The following is a 24229-nucleotide window of genomic DNA, read 5'->3' as shown; positions in this document are numbered from 1 at the left end:
ACAGTTCAGAACAGGAAGAGTTCCCGTTGAACGGTTTCCCATAACCGCCTGAGCCAGACATAGCCCAAAGAGCGTTGACCGCAGTCGATCTGAGGGAGTACCGATGCCCCCGGCCGCAGCCCCTTGATCGATTCACGATCCAGCTTGACCGTGATCTGCACGGCGGGGGTCCCTTCCTGGTCAGGTTCCGCAGTGGCTGCGATGGACTGAATGGTGCCGGTATAAGTCTGATCCGGATCTGTCAGTAATAAGAAGGAGACATTGAGGGGCGTCTCGCTTCGACGTTGCGCTTCCAGAACGTGTCCCACTTCAGAGTCGGGCACTTGCATTTTCAGTTCCCAGGGGCCGGCCAGGTGAGCCACGGTGAGCAGACGTTGTCCCCGCTGGACCGGGCGGGCCAATAGTTTCTCCTGCAGATCCCAGGTAAGGACCTCTCCCGCGATCGGGCTTTTGAGCAGCAGGGCATCCTGTTGATTCTTCAGCAGTGTCCGCTGTTCGGTCAGACTTTTGAGTCGTTCGTTGAGTTCTTCCTGTTCCGCAGTCAGGCGGTTGGCCCGTTGCAGAGCGTCAGCGTCGGTCGGATTGAGTTCGAGGCGTGCCGCCTGAATTACGGCGAGCCGTTTCTGGACCGTCTGGATCTCACCCCGCACGCGACTGGATTCGAGTTCCAGTTCCGAGTCACGCAGCGTGAGCAGTGTCTGATCTTGAGTGACTTCGTCTCCCTGTTGAACGAGGATCTGATCGACAATGCCATCAGCGGTTGCGAAGATGTTCTGTTGATCGACGGGTTGAAGAGTGCCGGTTCCTTCAATCGTGAAGTCAGCACGGATCAGGATCAGCAGGGCTGTGATCACGGCCAGTACCACGCCGGCAGTCGCCAGTTTCCGCCAGGTCAGTTGTCGTTTGCGAACCGGCGAATGCGACCAGAATTTAAGTACGGGAAAGAAAGGAAAGCTTTCATACTGTAGCGCATTATAGAGGGCCGTTCCCCCGTGCCGCGCTACCGCCAGGGAACGATCGAGAAAAGTCTGTCCGGCACTTGCTTCGTGAAACTGTTCGACGACGATCGCCCCAATCGTCTGTTCCGCGGGGCTGCTCTGGTCATGCAGTCGGGTGTTATTAACAGGTTCTGTTGATTCCTGGGTGATGTGTTTCAACGGGAAAATCATCAGCGAACGGGAGGCCGCCAGGTCCAGATAAGCGTGCAGCGGTTCGGTGATCTGCGGAGGATAGTTCTGATCCGCTTCCCAGTTCCAGTAAGGTCGATTCAAAGCCTGAATACGATTGACGAGTGTTTCCAGTCGTTGCACCGATTCGGAGCGGCGTTCAATACTCTCGACCCCACTGGCGGCCAGCAGCCGATAGGTAGAACCGCTCCGTTGCAGTACCGAGACCCGGTCGCAGTTGATGAGCAGCCGCCCTTCATTGGCAATGATGTAGGCCGTCTGTTGCGTATCCAGGTGCAGATGCACGTGTTCGGAGAATCGTTCGAACTCTTCCCAGAGCGTTTCCAGTTCCTGGAGTTTGAGCAACTGTTGATGCTGACAGAAGTCTTCTGAGATTTCACACAGCGCGCTGATGAACCGCAGGTAACCTTCCTGCGCCTCGTAAGAGCGCGGCGCGGCATGGATGATTTCCAGGATTCCGATGCTGGCAACCGAATCGCGCATGATGCGGACGGGGCAGAGAATCAGATTTTCCGAGAGGGGGTTCTTCCCCTGGTGTTCTGCCGACAATCCGGTTCCGGCAGCGATACTGGCAGGCTCGTTCTCGAGCAGGACTTCATTGAGCAGCATCCGGTGTCGATGGACCTGCTCCTGACTGAGGCCCAGTATCGGATCGGTTTCGGGATTCAGCCCCTGTTGTTCAATGAGTTCGAAATCCCTGTGGGAATCCGGAATCCAGAGCAGGGCGCCTCGCGCGCTGAGACCCTGGATGGCCCGCTCCACCAGTTCGGAATAGAACCGCTGACTCGAAATCTCGGTACGTGAGATTTGCGCCAGCCCCATTACGAGCTCTTCGATCTCCTGCCAGACATTTTCGATGGAAGAGGATTCGTCAGTTGTCATCAGTTTGTCGAGTCAAAGGTTTCAGGTTGCCGCTGATACCAGCAGACAGGGGGGCTCCAGGAATGGTCCCTGTTTCCTACATCCTAACACGGCTGCCTCTCCGGCGCGGGGATCGAGCGCGAAAAAGCAGACCGTGCCGCCAAAGTAATTGGTGTACAACTTTAAATCATTGCGCAGCTTCGCTGATCGATGCAGGCTGCTGAACCCTGGAAGATGCACCGATTGTGTGAATGACGTGAATGCGAAGAATAGGGGGTTCAGGGAGAGTCTTTTGGTTGTCCGATTATATGGAATATTCCGAATATGATGAAAATTCGCTTTGGGTCAGCCCGGTTTCGAGCCGATGAGAGGAGAGAGTGTAAAGCTTTTTGGTACGTGGTCCAGACTGACCAGGGTTATTCAATGAACCATTTCCTGACACGAATGATGCTTCTGCTGGCGGTAGCTCCTACGCTACTGGGGCCAGGCTGCAGCAGTTTCATGAACAAGTCCCTCCAGGACGAGTTTGTGGACAGTGAGGAAGTGTACCAGCAGGTCGCTCACGAAATCGAGTATCCCAATGTGGATACCATCGATGAAGGCGACACGCTCGGCACAGTTGCGCCTTCAAGTGTTGCCAGCTCTGCAACCCCCGATTATTGGGATCTTTCGTTGCAGGAAGCGGTTCGGATGGCACTGGAGAGTTCCAAGGTGCTGGGTGATGTCGGTGGCGTTTCATTGAACACGCCAGCTGCAGTGACCACGAAATATGATCCTGCCATTACCGAGGCGGACCCGCGATATGGCGTGCCTGCGGCACTAAGCGCCTATGATGCCACGCTGTCAGCGAGTACGTTTTTTGAAAAGAATGACAAGGCGTTGAACAACGTCTTCTTCGGCGGTGGTACCCGTCTGTTGCGACAGGATGCAATGGTGATCCAGGCGCAGCTGACCAAGCGTGCCATGACCGGTACTGAATTCACCCTGCGGGATTACATCGACTACGATGCCAATAACTCGCCCGGTAACCAGTTCCCCCACGCCTATCAGAACAATATCGAAATGGAATTCCGTCATCCGCTGTTGCGGGGAGGCGGAATCGATTTCAATCAGCTGGCCGGACCGAGTAACACGCCGGGAGTGATCAATGGTGTGATCATCGCCCGCATGAATACTGACATCAGTCTCGGCGAATTCGAGATTGCCGTCCGTAACCTGGTGAGCGACGTTGAGAACGCTTACTGGGATTTGTATTTCGGGTATCGCGATCTCGATGCGAAAATCATGGCCCGCGATTCCGCACTGGAAACCTGGCGGCGGATTCACGCGTTGTATGAAAATGGACGTCGTGGCGGCGAAGCTGAAAAAGAAGCGCAGGCCCGCGAACAGTATTTCCGTTATCAGGCCGAAGTGGAAAATGCACTCAGCGGTCGATTGCTGAATGGCACGCATACCAACAACGGCAGCCAGGGCGGAACCTTTCAGAGCAATCATGGTGTGTATGTTGCGGAACGACGCCTGCGTAAGCTGATGGGCATTCCGATCAATGACGGACGACTGATTCGTCCAGCGGATGAACCATCGCTGGCCCGTGTTGACTTCGACTGGGAAGAGACCCTGGTGGAATCGCTGGACCGTCGCCCTGAAATTCGTCGTCAGCGCTGGGCGATCAAAAAATATGAACTGGAACTGCAGGCCAACGAAAACTTCCTGCTGCCCGAACTCGACCTGATTGGCCGGTATCGCTGGCGTGGCTTTGGTAAGAACTTCCTGGCAGAAGGTTCCAATCCCGGACCTTACGAAGGTGCTCTGAATACCCTGTTTGATGGAAATCTACAGGAATGGCAGCTGGGGCTGGAATTCTCTGTGCCCCTGGGGCGTCGGCAGGCGCATGCAGCCATGCGAAACGCAGAACTGCAGCTGGCACGCAGCCGGGCGATCCTGCATGAACAGGAACGGACCGTGGTGCAGAGTCTGAGTAACGCCATCGCCGATGTCGATCGGGCGTACTCTGTAATGCAGACAACCTTCAACCGTCGTCATGCGGCCCGACAGGAAGTAGCTGCGGTGCAGGCGGCTTATGAATCAGACAATGCGACCCTGGACCTGCTGCTGGAAGCACAGCGTCGTCAGGCGGAAGCAGACAGCAGTTACTATCGTTCGCTGGTCGAGTATGCCCTCGCGGTTAAAAACGTGCAGTTTGAGAAAGGCTCGCTGCTGTCGTATAACAACATTTTCCTGGCTGAAGGGGGCTGGCCTCAGAAAGCCTACATGGATGCAGCAGAGCGGGATCGTCTGAAAGGGCGTGTCCGGAACATCGCGGCAGCACCACTCTATACGGGTGAGATTTCGCGGGGCGTTTATCCTCAGCTGCTGACCCCGGGCGAAGCACCACCCGAGCCGGTTGCTCCTGCTCCGGAAGCGATGTCTCAGGCTCCAGCACCGCCGGTACCTGGTGTGAAGAGTGAATCTGCGGCAGCACCCGTGCATGAAAAAATTCAGTCTATCGATTTCAGCGAACCAGCGGAATCCGCGGCTGCCATCCAGAATCTGCAGGGAACTCAACCAGGTCCCGATGGCACTGCTTTCATTCCTCCGGCACCCTCTCAACGTGAAGCATCTGCGACACTGAAGGCCGCTTTCCTGGGAACGGAAGCCGATTCATCCGCTGTGACGCTTCCGCTGTCGGAACCGGCCCCTCAGTTGGGAGCGAACTTTAACTCCTCGCCAGGTGTCGAGTTCGAACCGAGCCTGCGAGCAGCCCGACAGCACCAGATTCCGGAATTCCCGGTACGTGGCCGTGCGGGAGAACAGGATCCCTTTAAAAATTACCGGAATTCCGGCCCCCGCTGGGAGCCCGTGGCGATTCCCGCTGAGCAACAGCGGAATTTGAGGGATTTTTCGGGCGAAGTTAAGCGATTTCCCCTGAAAGAGGCAGATTCATCCGACAGATGAACAGACTCTTTTCGATGGAAATACCGCTGAAACTGAGGGCCTAACCGGTTCAAAGTTCAGTCCCAGTGAAGCGATTTCGGATAAAATAGTGTATCAATGTTACTTGCCACTTTTTGCCGATTGATATAACTTAAGATGTAACAGTATATTTTAGCCAGAATGTATAACTGGAATCTGGTATGCGGCAAAGGCATCTCCTGCAGAGATGTTCTTTTTTCATATCAGTAGTCAGAGAGTGTGTTTCCCGACTTTTGAAAGTACTAAGCGGGACACAAAACCAATTTCTTGATTCGATACAAGGAGAAACAAGCAATCGAAACAACGCAGAGACTTAATGACCAGATCCGGATCAGTCCGGTGCGGGTCATTGATCAAGACGGGGAACAACTCGGAGTGATCCCCACAGCGGAAGCATTGAAGTTAGCGATGGAGGCCAACCTGGATCTGGTGGAAGTGGCCTCAGACGCAAAGCCCCCCGTCTGTCGCATCATGGACTACGGGAAGCTGAAGTACGAGCGTAAAAAGAAGACCAGCAAAAACACCAAGCAGCATCAGGTGCATCTGAAAGAAATCCGGATGCGTCCGAAAATCGGCAAACATGACATTGAGTTCAAGCTGAAAAGCGCCCGGAAGTTTCTGGAGCAGAAAGACAAGGTCAAATTCAATATCATGTTCCGTGGTCGTGAAAACGCGCACCACGAACTCGGCCGAACTATCCTCGGAGAAATCCAGGAAAAGCTTTCCGATCTGGCAAAAGTGGAGCAGGCTCCCTCAATGGCCAGCGGTCGGAATATGATCATGGTGCTGGCTCCCAGGTAGAACTGTCTGGCAGACCGTACTTCTCCGGTAAAATTCGAACCTCGACCTCCCCATCGCTGAGCGTGCGCGCTCTGTACGCAACCTGCCTGAATCTGCAGGCAGGCTGGTTGCTCTCGGAATGCAGCTTAGCGAAGCTCGAAAATCAGGGTTTTACCCAGGCGCCGCTGCGGTTGCTCTCAACAATCGCCTCGATCACTTTCATGTTGGCGACAGCATCGGTAAGTGGCGTGGGCACCGCGGTGTTGTTGAGAATGGCCAGTGAGAACAGGTCGCCCTGGATACTGTATTGATTGCACAGATCCAGTTTGACCTCGGCGATATCAGCACCGGTCTGGTGCCAGACACGACAGGGGCGGTCGATCGGTGCATTGAAGGGAATTTCAATCTCCACTCGTCCCTGTGTGCCATGAATGTGCACTCGCTGATAGGGATTGAGCTGAGTCGAGCAGGTGAAGGTGGAGGTTCCTCTGCCAAAGTCTAAAGTGGCCGAGGCCAGGCGATCGGTTCCCAACTCACTGTCGTATTCGACGATTCCTGAGACGCGCTGCGGTTCCTCGCCAAAGATAAATCGTGAGAGTGAGATGGGATAGCAGCCGATGTCCATCAGACCGCCACCACCGATTTCACTCTGGTTACGAATATTCTGCGGATCGTCATTGAAGTAAGAGAAAAATGACTGAATCGTACGCAGTTCCCCGATCGTGCCGTCTGTTACCAGCTTCCTGGCCAGCTGCCACTGGGGGTGGTGGCGATACATGAAGGCTTCCATCACTTTCAGTTCGGGATGCGCTGCAGCGCAGTCAACCAGTTGCTGGCCCTCGCTGGAGGAGAGCCCGATTGGTTTCTCGCACAACACATGTTTGCCCGCTTCGATGGCCTTGATGGACCAGGGGACATGCAGATGATTGGGCAGGGGATTGTAGATCGCATCAATGTCCGGGTCGGCCAGCAGTTCTTCGTAAGAACCGTACGCACGGGGAATTCCCAGCTCTGCGGCAGTCTGCTCGGCCTGGTCGAGCGTGCGGGAAGCGATCGCGCTGATCTCACAATATTCTCCCTGCTGCATGGCGGGAATGACCTGTACGGTGCCGATTTTTGCGGTGCTTAAGATGCCCCAGCGAATGCGATTACTCATAGACGAAGTCGCCTCTGTCCAAGTGTGAGTGGGTGTGATGTGTTCGAGTTGCTGAATCTGTATTCATCATGCAGCATTGCCGGCGGAGTGTAAAGGCACTGGAGATGTAACAGAATCGAATGCCTGCTGCGCAGAATCCATCCATTGAAATTCCTGGGGAGGAAAACACTGTAAACAGATGCTGTGGTCGGGTTTCGTCTACTGTGTGATGCGTTCACTGTCGCCGGAATTTTCCGATTCTCGACAATGAGACTGTCATCTGTCCGGGCCGTGAGAACGGGGTTTGCCGCGCCAATTGGATGAAAATGTCCTTTATAGTGGCTCGTGCTGCAATTTTGCGGGGTTCATGCCTGTCTGGCTTAGCATGCAGCAGCGGGGGCTTGTCCCCAATAATGAGAATTTTAAATCCGACGACTCCCGACTCCAAGAAACTTTCCTCTACCTGACGCTGAATGGATTGCTTACATCTCCCCTTACATCTATTGTGCGAAAATAGATGGGGTATCATCTCTCCAAACCGGTTGAAAAGTCCGCCGCGACCATCGATTGACTCATCAATCTCCAAGACACGTTCTGTCTGTTTCAGGTTGGTCCGGCTCGAAAGGTCTTGTCAGGTATATCAAAAATGGATCGTTTTCTGTTTCCAAAATGGACAAATACGATTGTACCAGTGCTAGGTGCACTGGGGGCGATTGGAGTCCTGTATGTCGTTGGTATGGTTGCATTTGGGGCGAGTCCGGAGACGACGGACGTCGGTTATCAGCCCGAGCAGCCACTCCCCTTCAGTCATGCTCTGCACGCAGGTAAGCTGAAATTGGACTGCCGCTACTGTCACAACACAGTTGAAGTTGCCGGCCACGCTGCTGTGCCTCCCACCGCGACCTGTCTGAACTGCCACTCTGGTGCAGACGCCAACGGGGTAGTCAACACTGTTGCCATCCACTCGACCAGCCCCAAGCTGGCTCCCATCCGGGAAAGCCAGGCGACCGGGAAGTCGATGCAGTGGCGTCGTGTGCATGACCTGCCGGACTACGTGTACTTCAATCATAGTGCTCACGTTCGTCGTGGTGTGAGCTGTGTTTCCTGCCATGGTCGCGTTGACAAAATGGAAAAGGTCACACAGGTTAAGCCGTTGAGCATGGGCTGGTGTCTGGAGTGTCATCGGCACCCTGAACCGAATCTGCGTCCACCTGAGCTGGTAACGAAGCTCGACTGGAAACCCGAAGGGGATCCGGAAGAAGTGGGTGCAAAGATTCGGAAAGAATTGAATTTGAATCCTTCTACTAATTGTTCTACGTGTCACCGCTAAGGGGTTCGGTTGTGGATAAAAAGTATTGGCGAAGTCTGGGTGAGTTGCATTCCACACCGGAATTTGAAGAGATATTGCATCGCGAGTTTCCCGTGGCCGCTTCGGAGTATCCGGAAGGTGTTTCGCGGCGTCGCTGGATGCAGATCATGGGTGCCTCCGTTGCTCTGGCCAGTGTGTCAGGGTGTCGCTGGGAAGATGAGAAGATTTCACCGAGCGTGTCTCGTCCCGAGGGGATGATTCCCGGTGAACCTCAGAAATACGCGACCTTTGTTGAGCTGGGTGGGCAGGCTCAAAGTCTGCTGGTTACCAGCTACGACGGGCGTCCGATCAAAGTCGAAGGGAATCCCGATTCGGCTCAGAACCGTGGTTCTTCCACGGCACAGGCGCAGTCAGAAACTCTGTCCCTGTACGATCCCGACCGTGCGGTCGGCGTGATTGAGCGTCAGGATGGAAATCGCTATGTCCGTGACTGGCAGGCGTTTCTGACATACTCAGATAAAGTGCTGGGTCAGGCACGCGAGAACGGTGGGGCCAGGCTGCGAGTGCTCGCCGATCTCAGTACTTCTGTAACCCGAAAGGGGTTGCAGGACAAATTCGCAGCCATGTATCCCCAGGCACGCTGGTTCGATTACGGAGCCGGTAACCGGGATAATGCTTACGCCGGTGCCCGTCTGGCGTTCGGCGAAGCTGTTCGACCGCACTTCGATCTGAAGAAGGCGAACATCATTGTCTGTCTGGATGAAGATCTGCTGTCAGAGCATCCCGCCGGTATGCTGCACACTCGCGAGTGGGCCGCCCGTCGTGATCCCGCCGCTGGTCCGATGAATCGACTGTACGTGGTTGAAAGCCGTTACACCACAACTGGTGTGGCTGCCGACCATCGTCTCCCAACTCGTTCGGTCGATCTGGGGGCGTTTCTGTCGAAGCTGGAATCTCAGGTTCAGGCACGTGTCGATGGGAAGAAGCCGGAAGCAGCCAGCGAAGAATACGCTGACAAAGTTCTCGCTGCGATGGCGGAAGACCTGGTGGCCAATCAGGGTTCCAGCCTGATCGCGATCGGCGAGAATCAGCCTGCGGAGTTGCACGCCCGCGTCCATAAGCTGAATGAGCAGTTGGGCAACGTCGGCGAGACGGTCAAGTACACGCAGGAGCCGCTGGCAACGGAACTTCCTTCTGTTGAAGCACTGCGGACATTGACCGAAGAAATGCAGTCTGGTGCCGTCGAAACCCTGGTCATTCTGGGCGGAAACCCCGCTTACAATGCTCCTGGCGACATCGACTTTGTCTCTGCTCTCTCCAAGGTGCCGAATGCGATTCACCTGGGTGAGTATGAAGATGAAACTTCACTGCTCTGTCACTGGCACCTGCCCAAAACGCATCCGTTTGAACAGTGGGGTGATTCCCGTGCTTACGACGGAACTCTGTGCGTGGGGCAGCCGCTGATTGAGCCTCTGCACGACGGAAAGTCAGAAGTCGAACTGCTGGCGATTCTGTGTGGCGACAAACATCCGGTCGCTCTGGATCTGGTGAAAGAAGCCGTTAAGGGTTCACTGGATTCCATGGCAGTTAACGCTTCCTGGCGTCGCTCGGTGCACGATGGTTTCGTGAAAGGCACATCGCTGCCTGCAGTCTCTCCCAAAGTGAAAGATCTGCCTGCTGCCAAGGCTGTTGAAACTTCCGACGAAGATCTGGAACTGGTCTTTTATCTCAGCCCGAAACTGTATGACGGTCGCTTCGCCAATAGTGGCTGGTTGCAGGAAACTCCCGACAGCCTGAGCAAGATTACCTGGGACAACGCAGCCCTGATTGCTCCGAAGACCGCCGATGATCTGGGCGTCAAATTCGGTTCTGTCGTCAAGCTGATCCTGGATGGAAAGTCTCTGGAACTGCCCGTTTACGTGATGCCCGGTCAGGCTCCGAATTCGGTTGCCGTCGCTCTGGGCTATGGTCGTACCGCCGCCGGTCTGGTTGGGGGAGATGTCGCTCGCGATGTGAAACCGGTTGGTGAAAACGTCGCTGCCCTGCAGGCGAAGGGAGCGATGAACTTCAAGACCGGCCTGAAAGTTGAAGACACCGGTAAGGAGTATGAGCTCGCTGTCACCCAGGATCACCATGCCATCGACACCGTTGGCGGCAACGAAGTCCTGGGCCGCGTCGGTCAGCTGGTCCGGGAAGGGGCTCTGAACGAGTGGGAAGCAGATCCTGGCTTCGCTGAACATCGGACACACCATCCGCCTCTCAAGTCACCCTGGGAAGAACTGTCATACGACGGTCATGCCTGGGGGATGTCGATCGACCTCTCCAAGTGCGTGGGCTGTAATGCCTGTACCGTCGCCTGTCAGGCAGAGAACAACGTTCCGGTTGTCGGTCGCGAACAGGTTATCAACAGCCGCGAAATGCACTGGATGCGAATCGATCGCTACTTCACCGGTGAAGACGTCAATAACCCCGGTGTGGCGACTCAGCCGATGCTCTGTCAGCAGTGCGAACTGGCACCCTGTGAGCAGGTTTGCCCGGTCGCTGCGACCGTGCACACCGACGAAGGTCTGAACGACATGGTTTACAACCGCTGTGTCGGTACCCGTTATTGTGCGAACAACTGTCCTTACAAAGTACGTCGCTTCAATTACTTCAACTTCAACAAGGTTTACGAAGAGCCACGCGGCAAGCTGCAGGCCCTGGTACTGAATCCCGAAGTCACGGTACGTCATCGTGGTGTGATGGAGAAATGTACTTATTGTGTGCAGCGAATCAAAGCCGTTCAGATCGAAGCCAAGAACGAACAGCGGCCTATCAAGGATGGCGAAATCGTCACCGCTTGCCAGCAGGCCTGTTCTGCAAAGGCGATTGAGTTTGGCGACCTGAATAACGAAAACAGCCGCGTTGCCAAGGCCCATGCAAATCCACGGACCTACACGGCACTCTCGGAACTGAATATCAAACCTCGTACTTCTTACATGGCCCGGATTTCGAATCCACATCCATCACTGGCGCCTCCGGTTCCAGAATCTCATGGTCACGGTCATGGCGAACAGCATGCTGAAGCCGACGGTCACGGCGATCATAAGCATGATGAGAAGCACGAAAAGAGTGAGAAACATTAAAAGTGACGCAGGGCGGCAGAAACTCTCTGCTGCTGTGTGACTAAACGAATTACCAATCCGTTTGATTTTATAAAGTAAAGAACTGGAACTATGGCTTCAGTAGCATCCGAGCCAATTGACACAACAACGGAAGTTCCCGGCAAACGTACTCCGCTCGTCACCGGTGCACATGATTACGGAACCATCACGGATGCCGTTTGTCGGCTGGCCGAGTGTAAAGCTCCCCTCAGCTGGTACGTGGCACTGGCCGCTTCCGCCTCGCTGATGGGTATGCTGTTTGGTCTGGTGGGATATCTGATCATCACCGGTGTTGGTGTCTGGGGTAACCGCAGTCCTGTCTTCTGGGGCTGGCCGATCGTGAACTTCGTGTTCTGGGTCGGTATCGGTCACGCTGGTACGCTGATTTCCGCGATTCTGTTCCTGTTCCGACAGGACTGGCGTACCGGGATTAACCGTGCTGCCGAAGCGATGACGATTTTCGCTGTGGTCTGTGCGGGTCTGTTCCCCGGGATTCACATCGGTCGTGTCTGGCTGGCTTACTGGCTCTTCCCGATTCCGAACCAGATGGCCATGTGGCCGAACTTCCGCAGCCCGCTGCTGTGGGACGTGTTCGCGGTTTCTACTTACGCTACCGTGTCTCTGCTGTTCTGGTACATGGGTATGATCCCCGACCTGGCCACCCTGCGTGACCGGGCCAAGAATAAAATTGCTCAGTTCGGTTACGGGCTGTTTTCTCTCGGCTGGAACGGTTCTTCCCGTCACTGGCACCGCTACGAGCGGGCTTACCTGCTCCTGGCTGCCCTCGCAACTCCGCTGGTGCTCAGTGTGCATACCATCGTGAGTTTCGACTTTGCCGTGTCACAGCTCCCCGGTTGGCATACCACGATCTTCCCGCCTTACTTCGTCGCGGGTGCGGTCTTCAGTGGTTTCGCCATGGTACTGACGCTTATGATTCCCGTGCGATCCATCTGCGGGATTAAAGACCTGCTGACCGACCGTCACCTGGAAAACATGACCAAGGTGATCATCGCCACCGGAACTATGGTCGGTTATGCCTATGCGATGGAGTTCTTCATCGCCTGGTACGGCGGTAACCGCTATGAAACATTCGCCTTCATCAACCGTGCCTTCGGTCCCTACGCCTGGGCTTACTGGATCATGGTTTCCTGTAACGTAATCAGCCCGCAGCTGTTCTGGATCAAGAAGATCCGCACAACGCCGTGGATGATTTTTGTGGTCTGTATTTTTGTGAATATCGGTATGTGGTTCGAACGTTTCGTGATTACCGTCACCTCGCTGAGCCGCGACTTCCTGCCTTCCAGCTGGGGTTACTTCAAACCGACTATTGTTGACGTGTTAATGTTGATCGGAAGTTTCGGTCTGTTCATGACGCTGTTCCTGCTCTTCTGTAAATTCCTGCCGATGGTAGCGATGGCAGAAGTCAAAAGTGTTTATCATGAACCCCACGGTCATGGCGATTATCAGCCAGAGATCAAAGACTAGAGGCAATCAGAACGGCTGTCAGACTGTATTTTGATACGGTATAAAACATGAGTATGAATAAAGAAATTATGGCGACCACGATCGAACATCCAGCTGAGAACAAAGTAGAACCCGAACTCCTGGGGTTGCTGGCCGAGTTCAATGATCCGGAATCCCTGATGGAAGCATCCCGGAAGGTGCGCGATGCCGGCTACAATCGCTGGGATACCCATACCCCGTTTCCGGTTCACGGGATCGATGAAGCCATGGGCATCAAATACACGATTCTGCCCTGGATTGTGGCTGCCTGTGGTCTGACCGGCGGTACCATCGCGATCAGCATGCAGTACTGGATGAACGCCGTTGATTACCCGTTCCTGATCAGTGGTAAGCCGCTCTTCAGTATTCCGGCCTGTATTCCGATCATGTTCGAACTCTCGGTGCTGCTGGCTGCCTTCGGCGCCTTCTTCGGTATGCTCGGCCTGAACCAGCTGCCCAAACTCTACAACCCGATTTTCAAATCGGATGCCTTTCGTCGTGCAACCAACGACCGCTTCTTCCTGAGTATGGATGCCAGCGATCCCAAGTTCTCCGAAATCGATACCGGGGAATTCGTGAAGTCGCTCAATCCTAACCATGTGGAAGAGTTCTGGTCGGATGTCGAGTCACCCAAACTGCCGCGGAACCTGAAATTGGGCTTGAGCCTGTTTGGCGTCCTGATGCTGATGCCGATCGCCCTGGTTGCTTACAAACGGTCCACCGTGACCGATAATCCGCGGATCCACATCATCCCCGATATGGACTTCCAGCCCAAACTGAAAACACAGAACACCACGAATATCTTCGGCGACGGTCGTGAAATGCGTCCGCATATCCCCGGTACGATTCCCCGTGGTCAGTATAAAGATGACAATATTCCCTTCTACTACGGTCTGAAAGTTCTGCCGGAAGATCAGGATGTGATTACGATCGCCGCCCAGGACGAAGCGAAAGCCGATGAAGAGAAACCGGCTGAAGCAAAACCAGCAGAAGGTGCCAACGCTGATGCCCAGGCGGCAGCAGAAGACAAACTGGCTAACCTGCCCTGGGTTACCGAGTTTCCCATGCCCGTCACCGATAAGATGATGGCTCGGGGTAAAGAACGCTACCGGATTTACTGTTCTGTATGTCACGGTCTGGGTGGGGAAGGTGATGGTCTGGTCACCCTGCGAGCCATGGATCTGCAGCAGGGAACCTGGGTACGCCCGGCTTCCTACCATACCGACAACGTTCGTAAGCAGCCTGTGGGACGCCTGTTCCACACGATCACCAACGGTGTTCGCAAGATGCCTGCCTACGGGCCGCAGATTCCGCCGGAAGATCGCTGGGCGATTGTGCTCTATCTGAAGGCCCTGCAGAAGAGCCATCAGGTCGACGCAGATACCCTGACAAATGATGAAAAACGAAAACTTCGGGACACCAAATAACAGGTTTCCTCTATAATTCACTGTTGAATATTATCTCGTTGTAAAACAAGAAACGTTATGCAAACCTCACACGACGCTGACAAAAAGATTACTGTGCAAACCCTGGATGAACTGGGGCCGCTTCCATTGAAGATCGCTCTGGGCTGCTCGGTCCTGCTGCCGGTAGCGTTCGTACTGGGGCTGGTCTTCAATCACGGTTGGGATCTGTTTGCCTTCTCTTATCTGCAGAGCACATTCTTTTGCCTGAGTATTTCTCTGGGCGCGCTGTTCTTCGTGATGATTCAGCAGCTGACCCGTGCCGGCTGGAGTGTGGTCCTGCGGCGTATTTCGGAATTTCTCTCCCTGGGTGTGATTCCGATGGCTGTCCTCGTACTGCCGATCGTGCTGCTGTCCCTGACGGGCAACGATACACTCTACAAGTGGGCCAGCGCGGAGAACGTGGCTCAAGATACTCTACTGCAGCACAAAGCGCCTTACCTGAATAACGGCTTCTTTGCGATTCGCTACGTTATCTACTTTGCTTCCTGGATTTTTCTGGCCCGGTTCTTCCTGAACAAATCACTGGCACAGGATGAGTCTGGTGATCCGGAACTGACGCTGCTCATGGAGCGTCGTAGTGGTCCCGCAATCCTGCTGTATGCGTTCACGCTGACCTTTGCCGCCTTCGACTTCATCATGTCGTTGGACGCTCACTGGTTCAGTACGATCTTCGGCGTCTACTACTTCGCCGCTGGTCTGGTCGGATTCTTCAGTGTGCTGGCCATCAGCCTGGTCTTCCTGCGTAGCAAAGGATTGCTCAACGAACTTGTGACCGTCGAACACCTGCACGATGTTGGTAAGCTGCTGTTTGCCTTCAACTGCTTCTGGGCTTACATCGCGATTTCCCAGTACCTGTTGATCTGGTATGCGAATATTCCTGAAGAAACCACCTTCTTCCTGCCCCGTCAGACAAATGGCTGGGGAACAGTATCACTGATGCTGGTCATCGGACACTTTGCGATTCCTTTTGTCTTCTTCATGTCACGCTGGATGAAGCGGAACCCTAAGACACTCTGTTTCTGGGCCGTTTACCTGCTGATCATGAACTGGGTTGATATCTTCTGGCTCGTGATGCCTAACCTGGCCTTTGATGGCATGGATCCGGCAGTCTCGTTCCCAATGATCCTGATCAACGTCTGTTGTACAATTGGAGTCGGCGGAATCTTTGTGGCGACCATTCTGAAGCTGTCCGCTGGCAAATCAATCATGCCGGTTCGTGACCCGCGTCTGGAAGAATCGCTCGAGTTTCATAACATTTAAACATAGCCTGGTTACTCAGATCAGCCACTTTTAGGATAAGAGATAAGAATTATGTCGAGTCATAAAGCAGCCTATGATGACCTCGATACGACGATGATCGCATTTGTCGGCGTCGTTGGAACCATCATTACCTTTTTCACGGTATTCGCTGTCGCCGCTTTGAGCTACTCGTTCGAGAAATCGGAAACGGAAGTCAAAGTGATCGAGGTGCCGGAAGTGACTTCGGACAGCGTCCTGGCAAACCAGGCCGCAGCCTTGTCGGAATACCGCTGGATTGATCAGGATAAGAATATTGCAGCCGTGCCCATTGATCGGGCTATGGAGTTCGTGGTTCAGGAGGAACAAGAGAAACAAAAGAAAAACAAAAACAAATCGCCATGAAACCGTTGCACACCTCCATCCTGATCCTGTTTGTCTGGGGACTAAGTGTCCTGCCGGTACAGGCGGACCGGATGGAAAAAGCTCCTAAAAGTATCGAGAAACTGGACGTCATTGAGCACTTGGATACTCAATTACCCCTGGATCTCAAATTTCAGGATAGTTCCGGGAAACCGGTAACCCTGGGCGACTACTTTAAAAAAGACCGTCCGGTTATCCTCTCGTTGAATTATTCCAACTGTCCCATGTTGTGTTCTCTGCAACTGACGGCACTGGTTCGGGGACTGAAGGAGCTGGAGTGGTCTGCGGATGAGCAATATGATTTTGTTTCGGTGAGTATCGATCCTAAAGAGACTTACCAGAGAGCTAACCTGACCAAACAGAAATACTTTAAAGAATACGATCGTGCGGGTACTGCCGGAGGCTGGCATTTTCTGTGCGGTCGGCAAGAGTCCATCGATCAATTAGCGGATGCGATGGGAGTCCAATATCAGTATGTGGCGGAACGCCAGGAATATGCCCATCCGGCAGTCCTGCTGGTCTGCACTCCCGATGGACGCGTTTCCCGTTACTTATACGGAATTAATTTTCCGAAACAGACCCTCAAACTGGCGCTGGTGGAAGCGTCAGAAGGTAAAATCGGTTCCACCGTTGATCGTTTTTTACTGTTCTGTTTTCACTACGATGCAGACAGTGGTCGGTATGCTCCGACCGCACGGAATATCATGAAAATCGGCGGCTTTGCCACCGTCTTCATTCTGACTGTCGTTCTGATTCCCTACTGGAGGGGACGTAAAGGCAGGCAGGTTCTGGAGACAGGCGATGCCCAGGCTCATGAGGTTCCACAGGAGACGAGGCACTTCTCGACTCCCGAACATTAGCGATATTGTGATTTAATCAGTTCTGGTTAATACCTGAAATTATTTAACACTCAACAGTTGATTGTGTGAATGCAGATGAAACTATTCATCCCTAACATGTTAGCAAACGCCGATGCCGGGTTCTGGTTCCCGCCGCAAGGTTCAACAGTGGCAGAACACAGCGATTCTGTCTACTTCTTCATTCTGTATGTCTGTACGTTTTTCTTCGTACTGATTGTCAGTCTGATGGTGCTGTTTATGGTCAAATACCGCCATCGACCTGGTGTCGAAGCCGAAAAGACCAGCACACACAATCTGACGCTGGAACTTTCCTGGTCGGTGATCCCGACTCTGCTCACCATTGTGATGTTCTGGGTTGGCTTTACCGGTTACATCGATATGCGGACGCCTCCCAGTGACTCTTACGATATCAACGTGATTGCCAAGAAGTGGTCCTGGGCCTTCCAGTATCCCAACGGCTGGATCGAAAGCGAACTGCACATTCCCAAAGGGGAAAACGTCACGCTGACCATGGCTTCCGACGACGTGATTCACAGTCTGTGGGTTCCCGCCTTCCGGACCAAAATGGACGTCGTTCCCGGGCGTTACACCCAGGAATGGTTCAAAGCTACACGTGCCGGTGAATACCCGCTGATGTGTGCTGAATACTGTGGCCAGAAGCACTCTAACATGATCAGCAAAGTGATCGTGCACGAAACCCGTGGCGACTTCGACAAGTGGCTGCAGCAGGCATCTGACATTCATAAAAACAAATCACCTGTCGAAGCAGGTGAATATTTCTACAAAAGTCGTGGTTGCATCCAGTGTCACTCGCTGGACGGGACACCTAAGAATGGACCGAGCTTTAAAGGTCTGTACGGCAAGGATGAGAAGATGACCGATGGTTCCACGGTCAAAGTAGATGATAATTATCTGCGTGAGTCCATTCTGGAACCTCAGGCCTCAATCGTTGCCGGTTTCCGTCCGATCATGCCGACCTTCAAAGGTCAGCTGACCGACCAGGATATTTCAGCGATTATTGCCTTTATCAAAGCTCAAAAGTAAAACGGGCGACTGACGTCGCTGATAAAATAAATCAAAGTGAGAACCTGGTTCTCGATTGTGTTTCCGGATCGCCGATCCGACATTATTTGAAATCATTCAGGAGGCTGGAAGATGGCAACTGTAGTTGACTCCTCCGATCCAAAATCAAATTTCCCGATTCAATACCGTGAATTGAATTACCTGAACTGTTCCAGTGGCTGGAAGAGCTGGTTCTTCACACTCGATCATAAACGCATTGGTATCATGTACCTGATCGGGGTGACCTGCTCATTCTTCCTGGGGGGCCTGTTCGCAGTCCTGCTGCGTACGGAGCTGCTCTCCCCTGAGCGAGTTCTGATGGGACCCGATTCCTACAACCAGATGTTTACCCTGCACGGGGCGATCATGACCTTCCTGGTGATCATCCCCGGGGTACCGGCGGCGATCGGAAATATCATCCTGCCGGTGATGCTGGGGGCCAAAGATGTGGCCTTCCCCCGCATGAACCTGGGCAGCTTTTACCTCTGGATGTTCGGGGCCGCCTTCTTCCTCGCAGCGATCGTGCTGGGTGGACTGGATACCGGCTGGACCTTCTACACACCTTACAGTGTCACCACCAGCACCGCGGTGATCACGGCCCTGCTGGGGGTCTTTATTCTGGGTTTCAGTTCGATCTTTACCGGGCTGAACTTCATCGTGACGATTCACACGATGCGTCCTCCCGGAATGACCTGGTTCAAAATGCCTCTGTTCCTCTGGGCTCTCTATGCAACCGCACTGATTCAGATTCTGGCAACTCCCGTTCTGGGGATCACCGGTCTGTTACTCATCGTCGAACGGGCTTTCCACATCGGGATCTTCGATCCGGCACTCGGGGGGGACCCTGTGCTGTTTCAGCACTTCTTCTGGTTCTATTCGCACCCTGCCGTGTACGTGATGATTCTGCCGGCCATGGGTGTGGTCAGTGAAGTGATCGCCGTCCATAGTCGCAAGCACATCTTCGGATATCGGTTCATCGCCTACAGTAGTATCGCGATCGCCATGTTCGGCTTCCTCGTCTGGGGACACCACATGTTTGTCTCCGGTCAATCCCGCGTCGTGGCTGTGATCTTCAGTGCGATTACCTTCAGTGTGTCGATTCCCTCGGCGATCAAGGTCTTCAACTGGCTGACTACGATGTATAAAGGTTCGATCCGCTTTACCACCGCGATGTGCTACGGTCTGGCGTTTATCTTTATCTTCTCCATCGGTGGTCTGACCGGGCTCTTCCTGGCAACACTCGCAACCGACGTCCACCTGCACGATACCTACTTCGTAGTGGCTCACTTCCACTACGTGATGATGGGGTCTTCGCTGGTCGGTCTGTTCGCCGCAGTTCACCACTGGTGGCCTAAGATCAGCGGTAAGATGTTCAGCGAGACCTGGGGACGGATCGCCTGCCTGGGGGTCTTCCTGGGCTTCAACCTGACCTTCTTCCCACAGTTCCTGCTGGGAACCCGGGGTATGCCTCGGCGGTACTATACTTACCTGGAAGAATTCCAGGGACTGCACATCATGTCTACCTGTGGTGCCTACCTGCTGGGACTGAGTTCCGCCCTGATGGCTGCCACCCTGATTTACTCGGTATACCGTGGCAAGAAAGCACCAGCGAATCCCTGGGGAGGTGCTTCCCTGGAATGGCAGTGCTCTTCACCACCACCACATAATAACTTCGATCATCCTCCCCTGGCCGGCGATCCCTACGTAATGGAATCTGTGGTTTACAACGAGGAAATCGGAGGATACGTTCCCGTTGAATGTCAGGGGGATAACAAGCAATCTGTGACCGCATCAGGAGATAAAGAAGCTTAATGAATACCGCGGCCACCACCACAACAGACGAACATTCAGACGCCCACGATCATGAGCACCATGATCCCCGGCTGGCGCATCACTTCGACTCGCACCAGCAGCAGTTCGATACCGGTAAACTGGGTATCTGGCTGTTCCTGGTCACTGAAGTGCTGTTCTTCAGCGGTCTGTTCGGCTTCTATGCCGTTTATCGTTCACTGCACCCTGAAGTCTTTGTCTATGCCAGCCAGTTCCTGGATACGACCCTCGGGGCAGCCAATACCATCGTACTGCTCTTCAGCAGTCTGACCATGGCCTGGGGCGTCCGTTGTGCCCAGCTGGGACAGACACGCGGATTGCTGACCTGTCTGGTGATCACCCTGGGTTGTGCAGCGATCTTCCTGGGTGTCAAATCGTTTGAGTACACTGAGAAAGCACACCATGGTCTGCTCTGGGCCGGTGCTTACGTCAGCCCGGAACACCACGGTGAAGAGCATGTCGATCCGGAAAAGGCTCCCGGAGCTGCAGCGGCAGCTGCCCTCGAAGCCGAAGCCATCGAAGCTGAAAAAGAGGAAGCACACGCTGAAGAAAGTCACAACGAAGGTGACACGCTCTTCGAAAAAACCAAGGCAACACTGTCTTACATGACCCTCGTTCTCTGGGTGGTTATCGTACTCTCTGGTGTTGCCTTCGGAGCACTCATTAAAAATTCGAATAAGAAAAATCTGGCGACCATCGCCGGTTGTTTCCTGGTCTCCGCGATTGGAATGCAGATCGGTGCCTATGCCAGCATCGGCTATCATGCTTTCGGTCATCATGAGGAGCCAACCAAACAGGAAATCCAGATGGCAGAAACTGCTCCCATTGAATATGCCGAGCAGACTGAGAAAGTGCCTGAGCCCAAACTGGCCGGTACCTTCTTCAGTGTTTACTTCTGCATGACCGGCTTGCACGCCATCCATATTATCGGTGGTATGATCGCCATCAGCTGGTTGATTGTGCGGACGGTTAACGGTGCCTTCACTACGTACTACTTTGGTGCAGTCGATTTCGTCGGTCTGTACTGGCACCTGGTCGACCTCATCTGGATCTACCTGTTCCCGCTGTTGTACCTGATCAACTAGCGTCATTGACATTCCAAGTAATTCCTCAAGGAGTGGTTCGCCACTCCGAAGTGAAACAGATAAAGAGACGAAAGAATTCATCATGTCAGATCATGTTGAAAGTGATGCTCACGGAGAAGAAGCTCAGAGCTGCCACGTACATATCGTTCCGGTGAAAGTGCTGGTCGGTGTCTTCCTGGCCCTGGTGTTTCTGACCATCGTGACCGTGGAAGCCGCCAAGTACGATACCGGCAGCGTGGATGTGATTGTCTCCATGGCGATCGCGACAGCGAAGGCATCCCTGGTGGTCTTCATCTTCATGCACCTCTGGTACGATAAACCATTGAACCGCATCACCTTCTTCTTCTCGATCTGTTTTGCGGCTTTCTTCCTCTGCATGATCCTCCTCGACTCGCACGCGTACGATCATTACGTGAAAGGGTTCCAGGAAGATAACGCGCCTGTAGCAGCAGAAGCACCCGCTGCACCCGCTGCCCCGGCTGGCGAGCAGGCTGCACCAGCGGCAGCCCCTGAAGCAGCCGAAAAAAAGGCAGCACCCGAGGCGAAGGCTGAGAAAGCTCCAGAAGCAGAGTCGAAGCCGGCTCCTGAAAAGCCAGCCGCTGATAAGAAGTAATCTTGAATTTGCCCGGGCTGTGACAGAAAATAGAACTGAGCCACAGGAGGCTCAGTTCTGATGTTCCACGTTTCGTTTTTCGCTTTCAGTGCGATGGCAGGTCAGCATGCCTACTTACCGGAGCCGCTCAATTCGTGATCGTTGCGCGATGTTGTTCACATCCCGCGACCGACTCAGTCAGCGGGATTTCGGGCTGGCCATCTTCCTCTTCAGCATCGCGGTTCTGTTCGTCGGAGGACTGCTGGCCTATGTGGTTGTTAGAACCAGCATGGCTCAGACATCCCAGCCCATCAACCTGGTAATCCCTCCAATTCTCTGGTTGAGCACCGCGCTGCTGATCCTGGGCAGTATTACCATTCACCGCTCACTGTATTACGTCCGGCTGGAAAAGCAGCAGCAGTTTCGCAACTGCCTGAACCTCACCTTCCTGCTCGGCGGCGCTTTCTTTGTGATCCAGACCCTGGGACTGATGAACGTCTTAAGACAGCACGGCGAACTGCTGCTCTCACTCGACCCGGCCCAGGATTCGTATCGCTACCTCAGCAGCTACGGCATGCTGTTCGCCTTTGTGCTGCTGCACGCGGTGCATTTCATCGTGGCCTTTGGTGTACTCGGTTATGTGATTTACAAAGCTTATCTCTACGAGTATGACCATGAGTATCACTGGGGCGTCCACGCCTGCTCCGTCGTCTGGCATTTCCTGGGCGTGATCTGGATCTGCATGCTGCTGCTGTTCTGCTTTGTGGGCTAAGTGGTTTCAATTCCATGTTTTAAAGTCAGATCAGAGCTGCAATGCTCGTCTCATTGGCTGCTGGTGATCGTCGCCGTAGTTTCTACGAAAGAAATGCAGTGATCTGTGCAGGGAGACAGTGAACCGCTATTTCCAGAGCCCTGCAGGATCTATTAAAATGAGACCCCTGATTACCGCTGGCTGGATCTTGGGTTCAGCTGAATTCACTGTCTTCTGTTGTAAGTTGCGATGCACCAATCATCCCTTCAAACCGATTCCCGCACAGAAGAAGTTCCCGAGCGAACCAGTCTGATGCGGATGGTGGTGGAGTCTGTGGTCGCACTCGCAATCGCCGTGATTCTCTTTCGGACCTTCGAAGCGGAAGGTTATATGATCTCAACGGGCTCGATGGCCCCGTCACTGTTGGGTTATCACAAACAGGTAACCTGCCCCCGCTGTGATTATTCGTTTACTTACGGAGTCGCCTACGACGAATCGGTTTCCGCGAACCGTTTCCAGGGAGCCTCCGGAGAGGCTGATCTCAACGCGGGTGTGGGCGAATACGCAACCTGTCCCAACTGCAATACGAATTCCATCGATCTGACCCACGTGCCCCGCAACGAAGGCGATCAACTGCTGGTCTTCAAACACGCCTACTATCTCAAACCACCCCGCCGCTGGGAGGTCGTCGTGTTTCAGAATCCGATCAAACCAACCCAGGCTTATGTCAAACGGGTTGTGGGACTGCCCGGGGAAAAGGTGCAGGTCAAGCAGGGGGATCTCTACGTCAACGGTGAGATACAGCGGAAAGAGTTGAAAACACAACGCGCGGTACGGCAGCTTGTTTATGACAATCGCTATCAACCCCAGGATGATGACTTTTTCCAGCCCCGTTTCATTCCCGTGGAACAGGAAGACGACGCCGGTGGGCAGAGCAACCACTGGTCGCCTCGTGAGCACGGCTTTGTGCATACCGCCGATCAGGACAATCCCCTCGCGGAATCACACTGGTCGTGGGTGAAATACCAGCACTGGATCCGACAGGGGGGGCACCACGAAACAAGCGTCCCGCTGGAAGCCTGGCCCGCAGAAGTGGATCCGCCGGAACCGGTAATCGGCGCGGTGCACTACGATGAACAGAAACAGCAGCTCACCTGTCATGGCGCGCTCTCCCCCGATGACTGTCAACGGTGGTTAAACCAGTCTGAAGATGAAGAGTTCCGTTATGCGTTGGCACTGTTGTATGAGAAATCGCATGTGGCTCCGGTCGTCGATGATTACGCTTATAATTCGGGCGTGGAGAATCAGAAAGCGATTCCCGTGCATGACTTTATGTTTGAGTGTCAGCTGCAGGTCTCCGGGAGGGAAGGGGCCTTCGCGGTCGAAATGCAGAATGGACAGCATCAGTTTCGTACGCTGATCGACTTCGCCCAGCAGCAGGTGTCTCTCTGGGTCGACGACCAGCAGCAGCCACTCCGCAGCGAACCCCTGCATGACGCGTTCCGTTCCGGCCCCGTACGGCTCGAGATGTCCGTCATGGATCGCCAGGTTCTGTGCGCTGTCGATGGAAAGCTGCTCTATCAGCCACTGCTTTTCTCTGAGAGTAGCACCCCGCGGAAGGAGATCCGCGAACCGGTTCGCTTTGGCTGTCAGGGAGCGCGAGTCCAGGTGGCGGACCTGAAGTTATTTCGGGATATTCACTACACCCGCGGCAAGGGATTACACGGCGTAGAGGAGCCCTACGAGCTTGACGAACGCAGCTATTTCGTACTGGGAGATAACAGCCCGGTCTCGCTGGACAGCCGGAGTTGGGCGGATGGCAAAATGGATCGCAAGTACCTGCTGGGTAAGCCTTTTCTGGTACATCTCCCCTCCCGGCAAGGGGAAGTCAAATTCGGGAATCATATCGGACACATCCGCATTCCAGATTTCTCCCGGATTCGCTATATTCACTGATCAGGGGTTGCTTTTCTTTATGATCATTTTTTGTCTCAGTTGAAGAAAAACGCCCATAAACCAGCGCGAACGGCGAA

General features: G+C 54.0%; 17 protein-coding genes. 15 read left to right on the top strand and 2 right to left on the bottom strand.

The window, feature by feature from the left end; all coding sequences use genetic code 11:
• Positions 1–5: 5 nt before the first annotated feature.
• Positions 6–2069, bottom strand: a complete 2064-nt coding sequence (locus tag HG66A1_RS29080; RefSeq protein ID WP_145192638.1) for an efflux RND transporter periplasmic adaptor subunit — start codon at positions 2067–2069, stop codon at positions 6–8.
• 402 nt (positions 2070–2471) lie between these two features.
• On the opposite strand from HG66A1_RS29080, the gene HG66A1_RS29075 reads away from it, so the two are divergent.
• Positions 2472–5003 carry a TolC family protein gene (locus HG66A1_RS29075; protein WP_232106699.1) on the top strand — a complete coding sequence of 844 codons (2532 nt, stop codon included), beginning with the start codon at positions 2472–2474 and terminating at the stop codon, positions 5001–5003.
• Positions 5004–5288: 285 nt separating this feature from the next.
• Positions 5289–5822, top strand: a complete 534-nt coding sequence (infC, locus tag HG66A1_RS29070; RefSeq protein WP_261343289.1) for a translation initiation factor IF-3 — start codon at positions 5289–5291, stop codon at positions 5820–5822.
• Positions 5823–5964: 142 nt separating this feature from the next.
• Here the strand turns inward: infC and HG66A1_RS29065 are convergent, their stop codons facing one another.
• Positions 5965–6957: a Gfo/Idh/MocA family protein gene (locus tag HG66A1_RS29065; RefSeq protein ID WP_145192635.1), complete on the bottom strand. Its 993-nt coding sequence runs from the start codon at positions 6955–6957 to the stop codon at positions 5965–5967.
• A gap of 625 nt (positions 6958–7582) precedes the next feature.
• Between HG66A1_RS29065 and HG66A1_RS29060 the strand changes: the two genes are divergently transcribed.
• The 13 genes from HG66A1_RS29060 to lepB all read left to right on the top strand — a co-directional run bounded on the left by HG66A1_RS29060 (position 7583) and on the right by lepB (position 24152).
• Positions 7583–8266: a cytochrome c3 family protein gene (locus HG66A1_RS29060; protein ID WP_145192633.1), complete on the top strand. Its 684-nt coding sequence runs from the start codon at positions 7583–7585 to the stop codon at positions 8264–8266.
• An 11-nt stretch (positions 8267–8277) separates the two neighbouring features.
• Positions 8278–11370, top strand: a complete 3093-nt coding sequence (locus tag HG66A1_RS29055) for a TAT-variant-translocated molybdopterin oxidoreductase (protein ID WP_145192630.1) — start codon at positions 8278–8280, stop codon at positions 11368–11370.
• A gap of 90 nt (positions 11371–11460) precedes the next feature.
• A complete protein-coding gene (gene nrfD / locus HG66A1_RS29050; RefSeq protein ID WP_145045098.1) occupies positions 11461–12873 on the top strand; it encodes an NrfD/PsrC family molybdoenzyme membrane anchor subunit in 1413 nt (470 codons plus the stop codon).
• A 47-nt stretch (positions 12874–12920) separates the two neighbouring features.
• The gene (locus tag HG66A1_RS29045) at positions 12921–14318 is read left to right on the top strand and encodes a quinol:electron acceptor oxidoreductase subunit ActD (RefSeq protein WP_145192627.1); all 1398 of its coding nucleotides are present in this window, start codon (positions 12921–12923) and stop codon (positions 14316–14318) included.
• 57 nt (positions 14319–14375) lie between these two features.
• Positions 14376–15617, top strand: coding sequence for a quinol:cytochrome C oxidoreductase (locus HG66A1_RS29040; RefSeq protein WP_145192624.1), 1242 nt, complete (start codon positions 14376–14378; stop codon positions 15615–15617).
• A gap of 51 nt (positions 15618–15668) precedes the next feature.
• Positions 15669–15998, top strand: a complete 330-nt coding sequence (locus HG66A1_RS29035; RefSeq protein ID WP_145192622.1) for a hypothetical protein — start codon at positions 15669–15671, stop codon at positions 15996–15998.
• The gene (locus HG66A1_RS29030) at positions 15995–16876 is read left to right on the top strand and encodes an SCO family protein (RefSeq protein ID WP_145192620.1); all 882 of its coding nucleotides are present in this window, start codon (positions 15995–15997) and stop codon (positions 16874–16876) included. The genes HG66A1_RS29035 and HG66A1_RS29030 overlap by 4 nt, the downstream gene beginning before the upstream one ends.
• A 75-nt stretch (positions 16877–16951) precedes the next feature.
• The gene (gene coxB, locus HG66A1_RS29025) at positions 16952–17920 is read left to right on the top strand and encodes a cytochrome c oxidase subunit II (RefSeq protein ID WP_232106698.1); all 969 of its coding nucleotides are present in this window, start codon (positions 16952–16954) and stop codon (positions 17918–17920) included.
• Positions 17921–18031: 111 nt separating this feature from the next.
• Positions 18032–19750: a cbb3-type cytochrome c oxidase subunit I gene (locus tag HG66A1_RS29020; protein ID WP_145192613.1), complete on the top strand. Its 1719-nt coding sequence runs from the start codon at positions 18032–18034 to the stop codon at positions 19748–19750.
• Positions 19750–20853 carry a cytochrome c oxidase subunit 3 gene (locus tag HG66A1_RS32590; protein WP_232106697.1) on the top strand — a complete coding sequence of 368 codons (1104 nt, stop codon included), beginning with the start codon at positions 19750–19752 and terminating at the stop codon, positions 20851–20853. Before HG66A1_RS29020 ends, HG66A1_RS32590 begins: the two co-directional genes overlap by 1 nt.
• An 82-nt stretch (positions 20854–20935) precedes the next feature.
• Positions 20936–21466: a cytochrome C oxidase subunit IV family protein gene (locus tag HG66A1_RS32260; protein WP_197996856.1), complete on the top strand. Its 531-nt coding sequence runs from the start codon at positions 20936–20938 to the stop codon at positions 21464–21466.
• 148 nt (positions 21467–21614) lie between these two features.
• The gene (locus tag HG66A1_RS28995; RefSeq protein WP_145192610.1) at positions 21615–22217 is read left to right on the top strand and encodes a heme-copper oxidase subunit III; all 603 of its coding nucleotides are present in this window, start codon (positions 21615–21617) and stop codon (positions 22215–22217) included.
• A 228-nt stretch (positions 22218–22445) separates the two neighbouring features.
• Entirely contained in the window at positions 22446–24152 is a 1707-nt protein-coding gene (gene lepB, locus HG66A1_RS28990) for a signal peptidase I (RefSeq protein WP_145192606.1), read from the top strand.
• Positions 24153–24229 lie beyond the last annotated feature (77 nt).

Source organism: Gimesia chilikensis (genome assembly GCF_007744075.1).
GTDB lineage: Bacteria > Planctomycetota > Planctomycetia > Planctomycetales > Planctomycetaceae > Gimesia > Gimesia chilikensis_A.
Note: the sequence above shows the minus strand (reverse complement) of the source record. Positions and strands in the feature narration are given on the sequence as shown.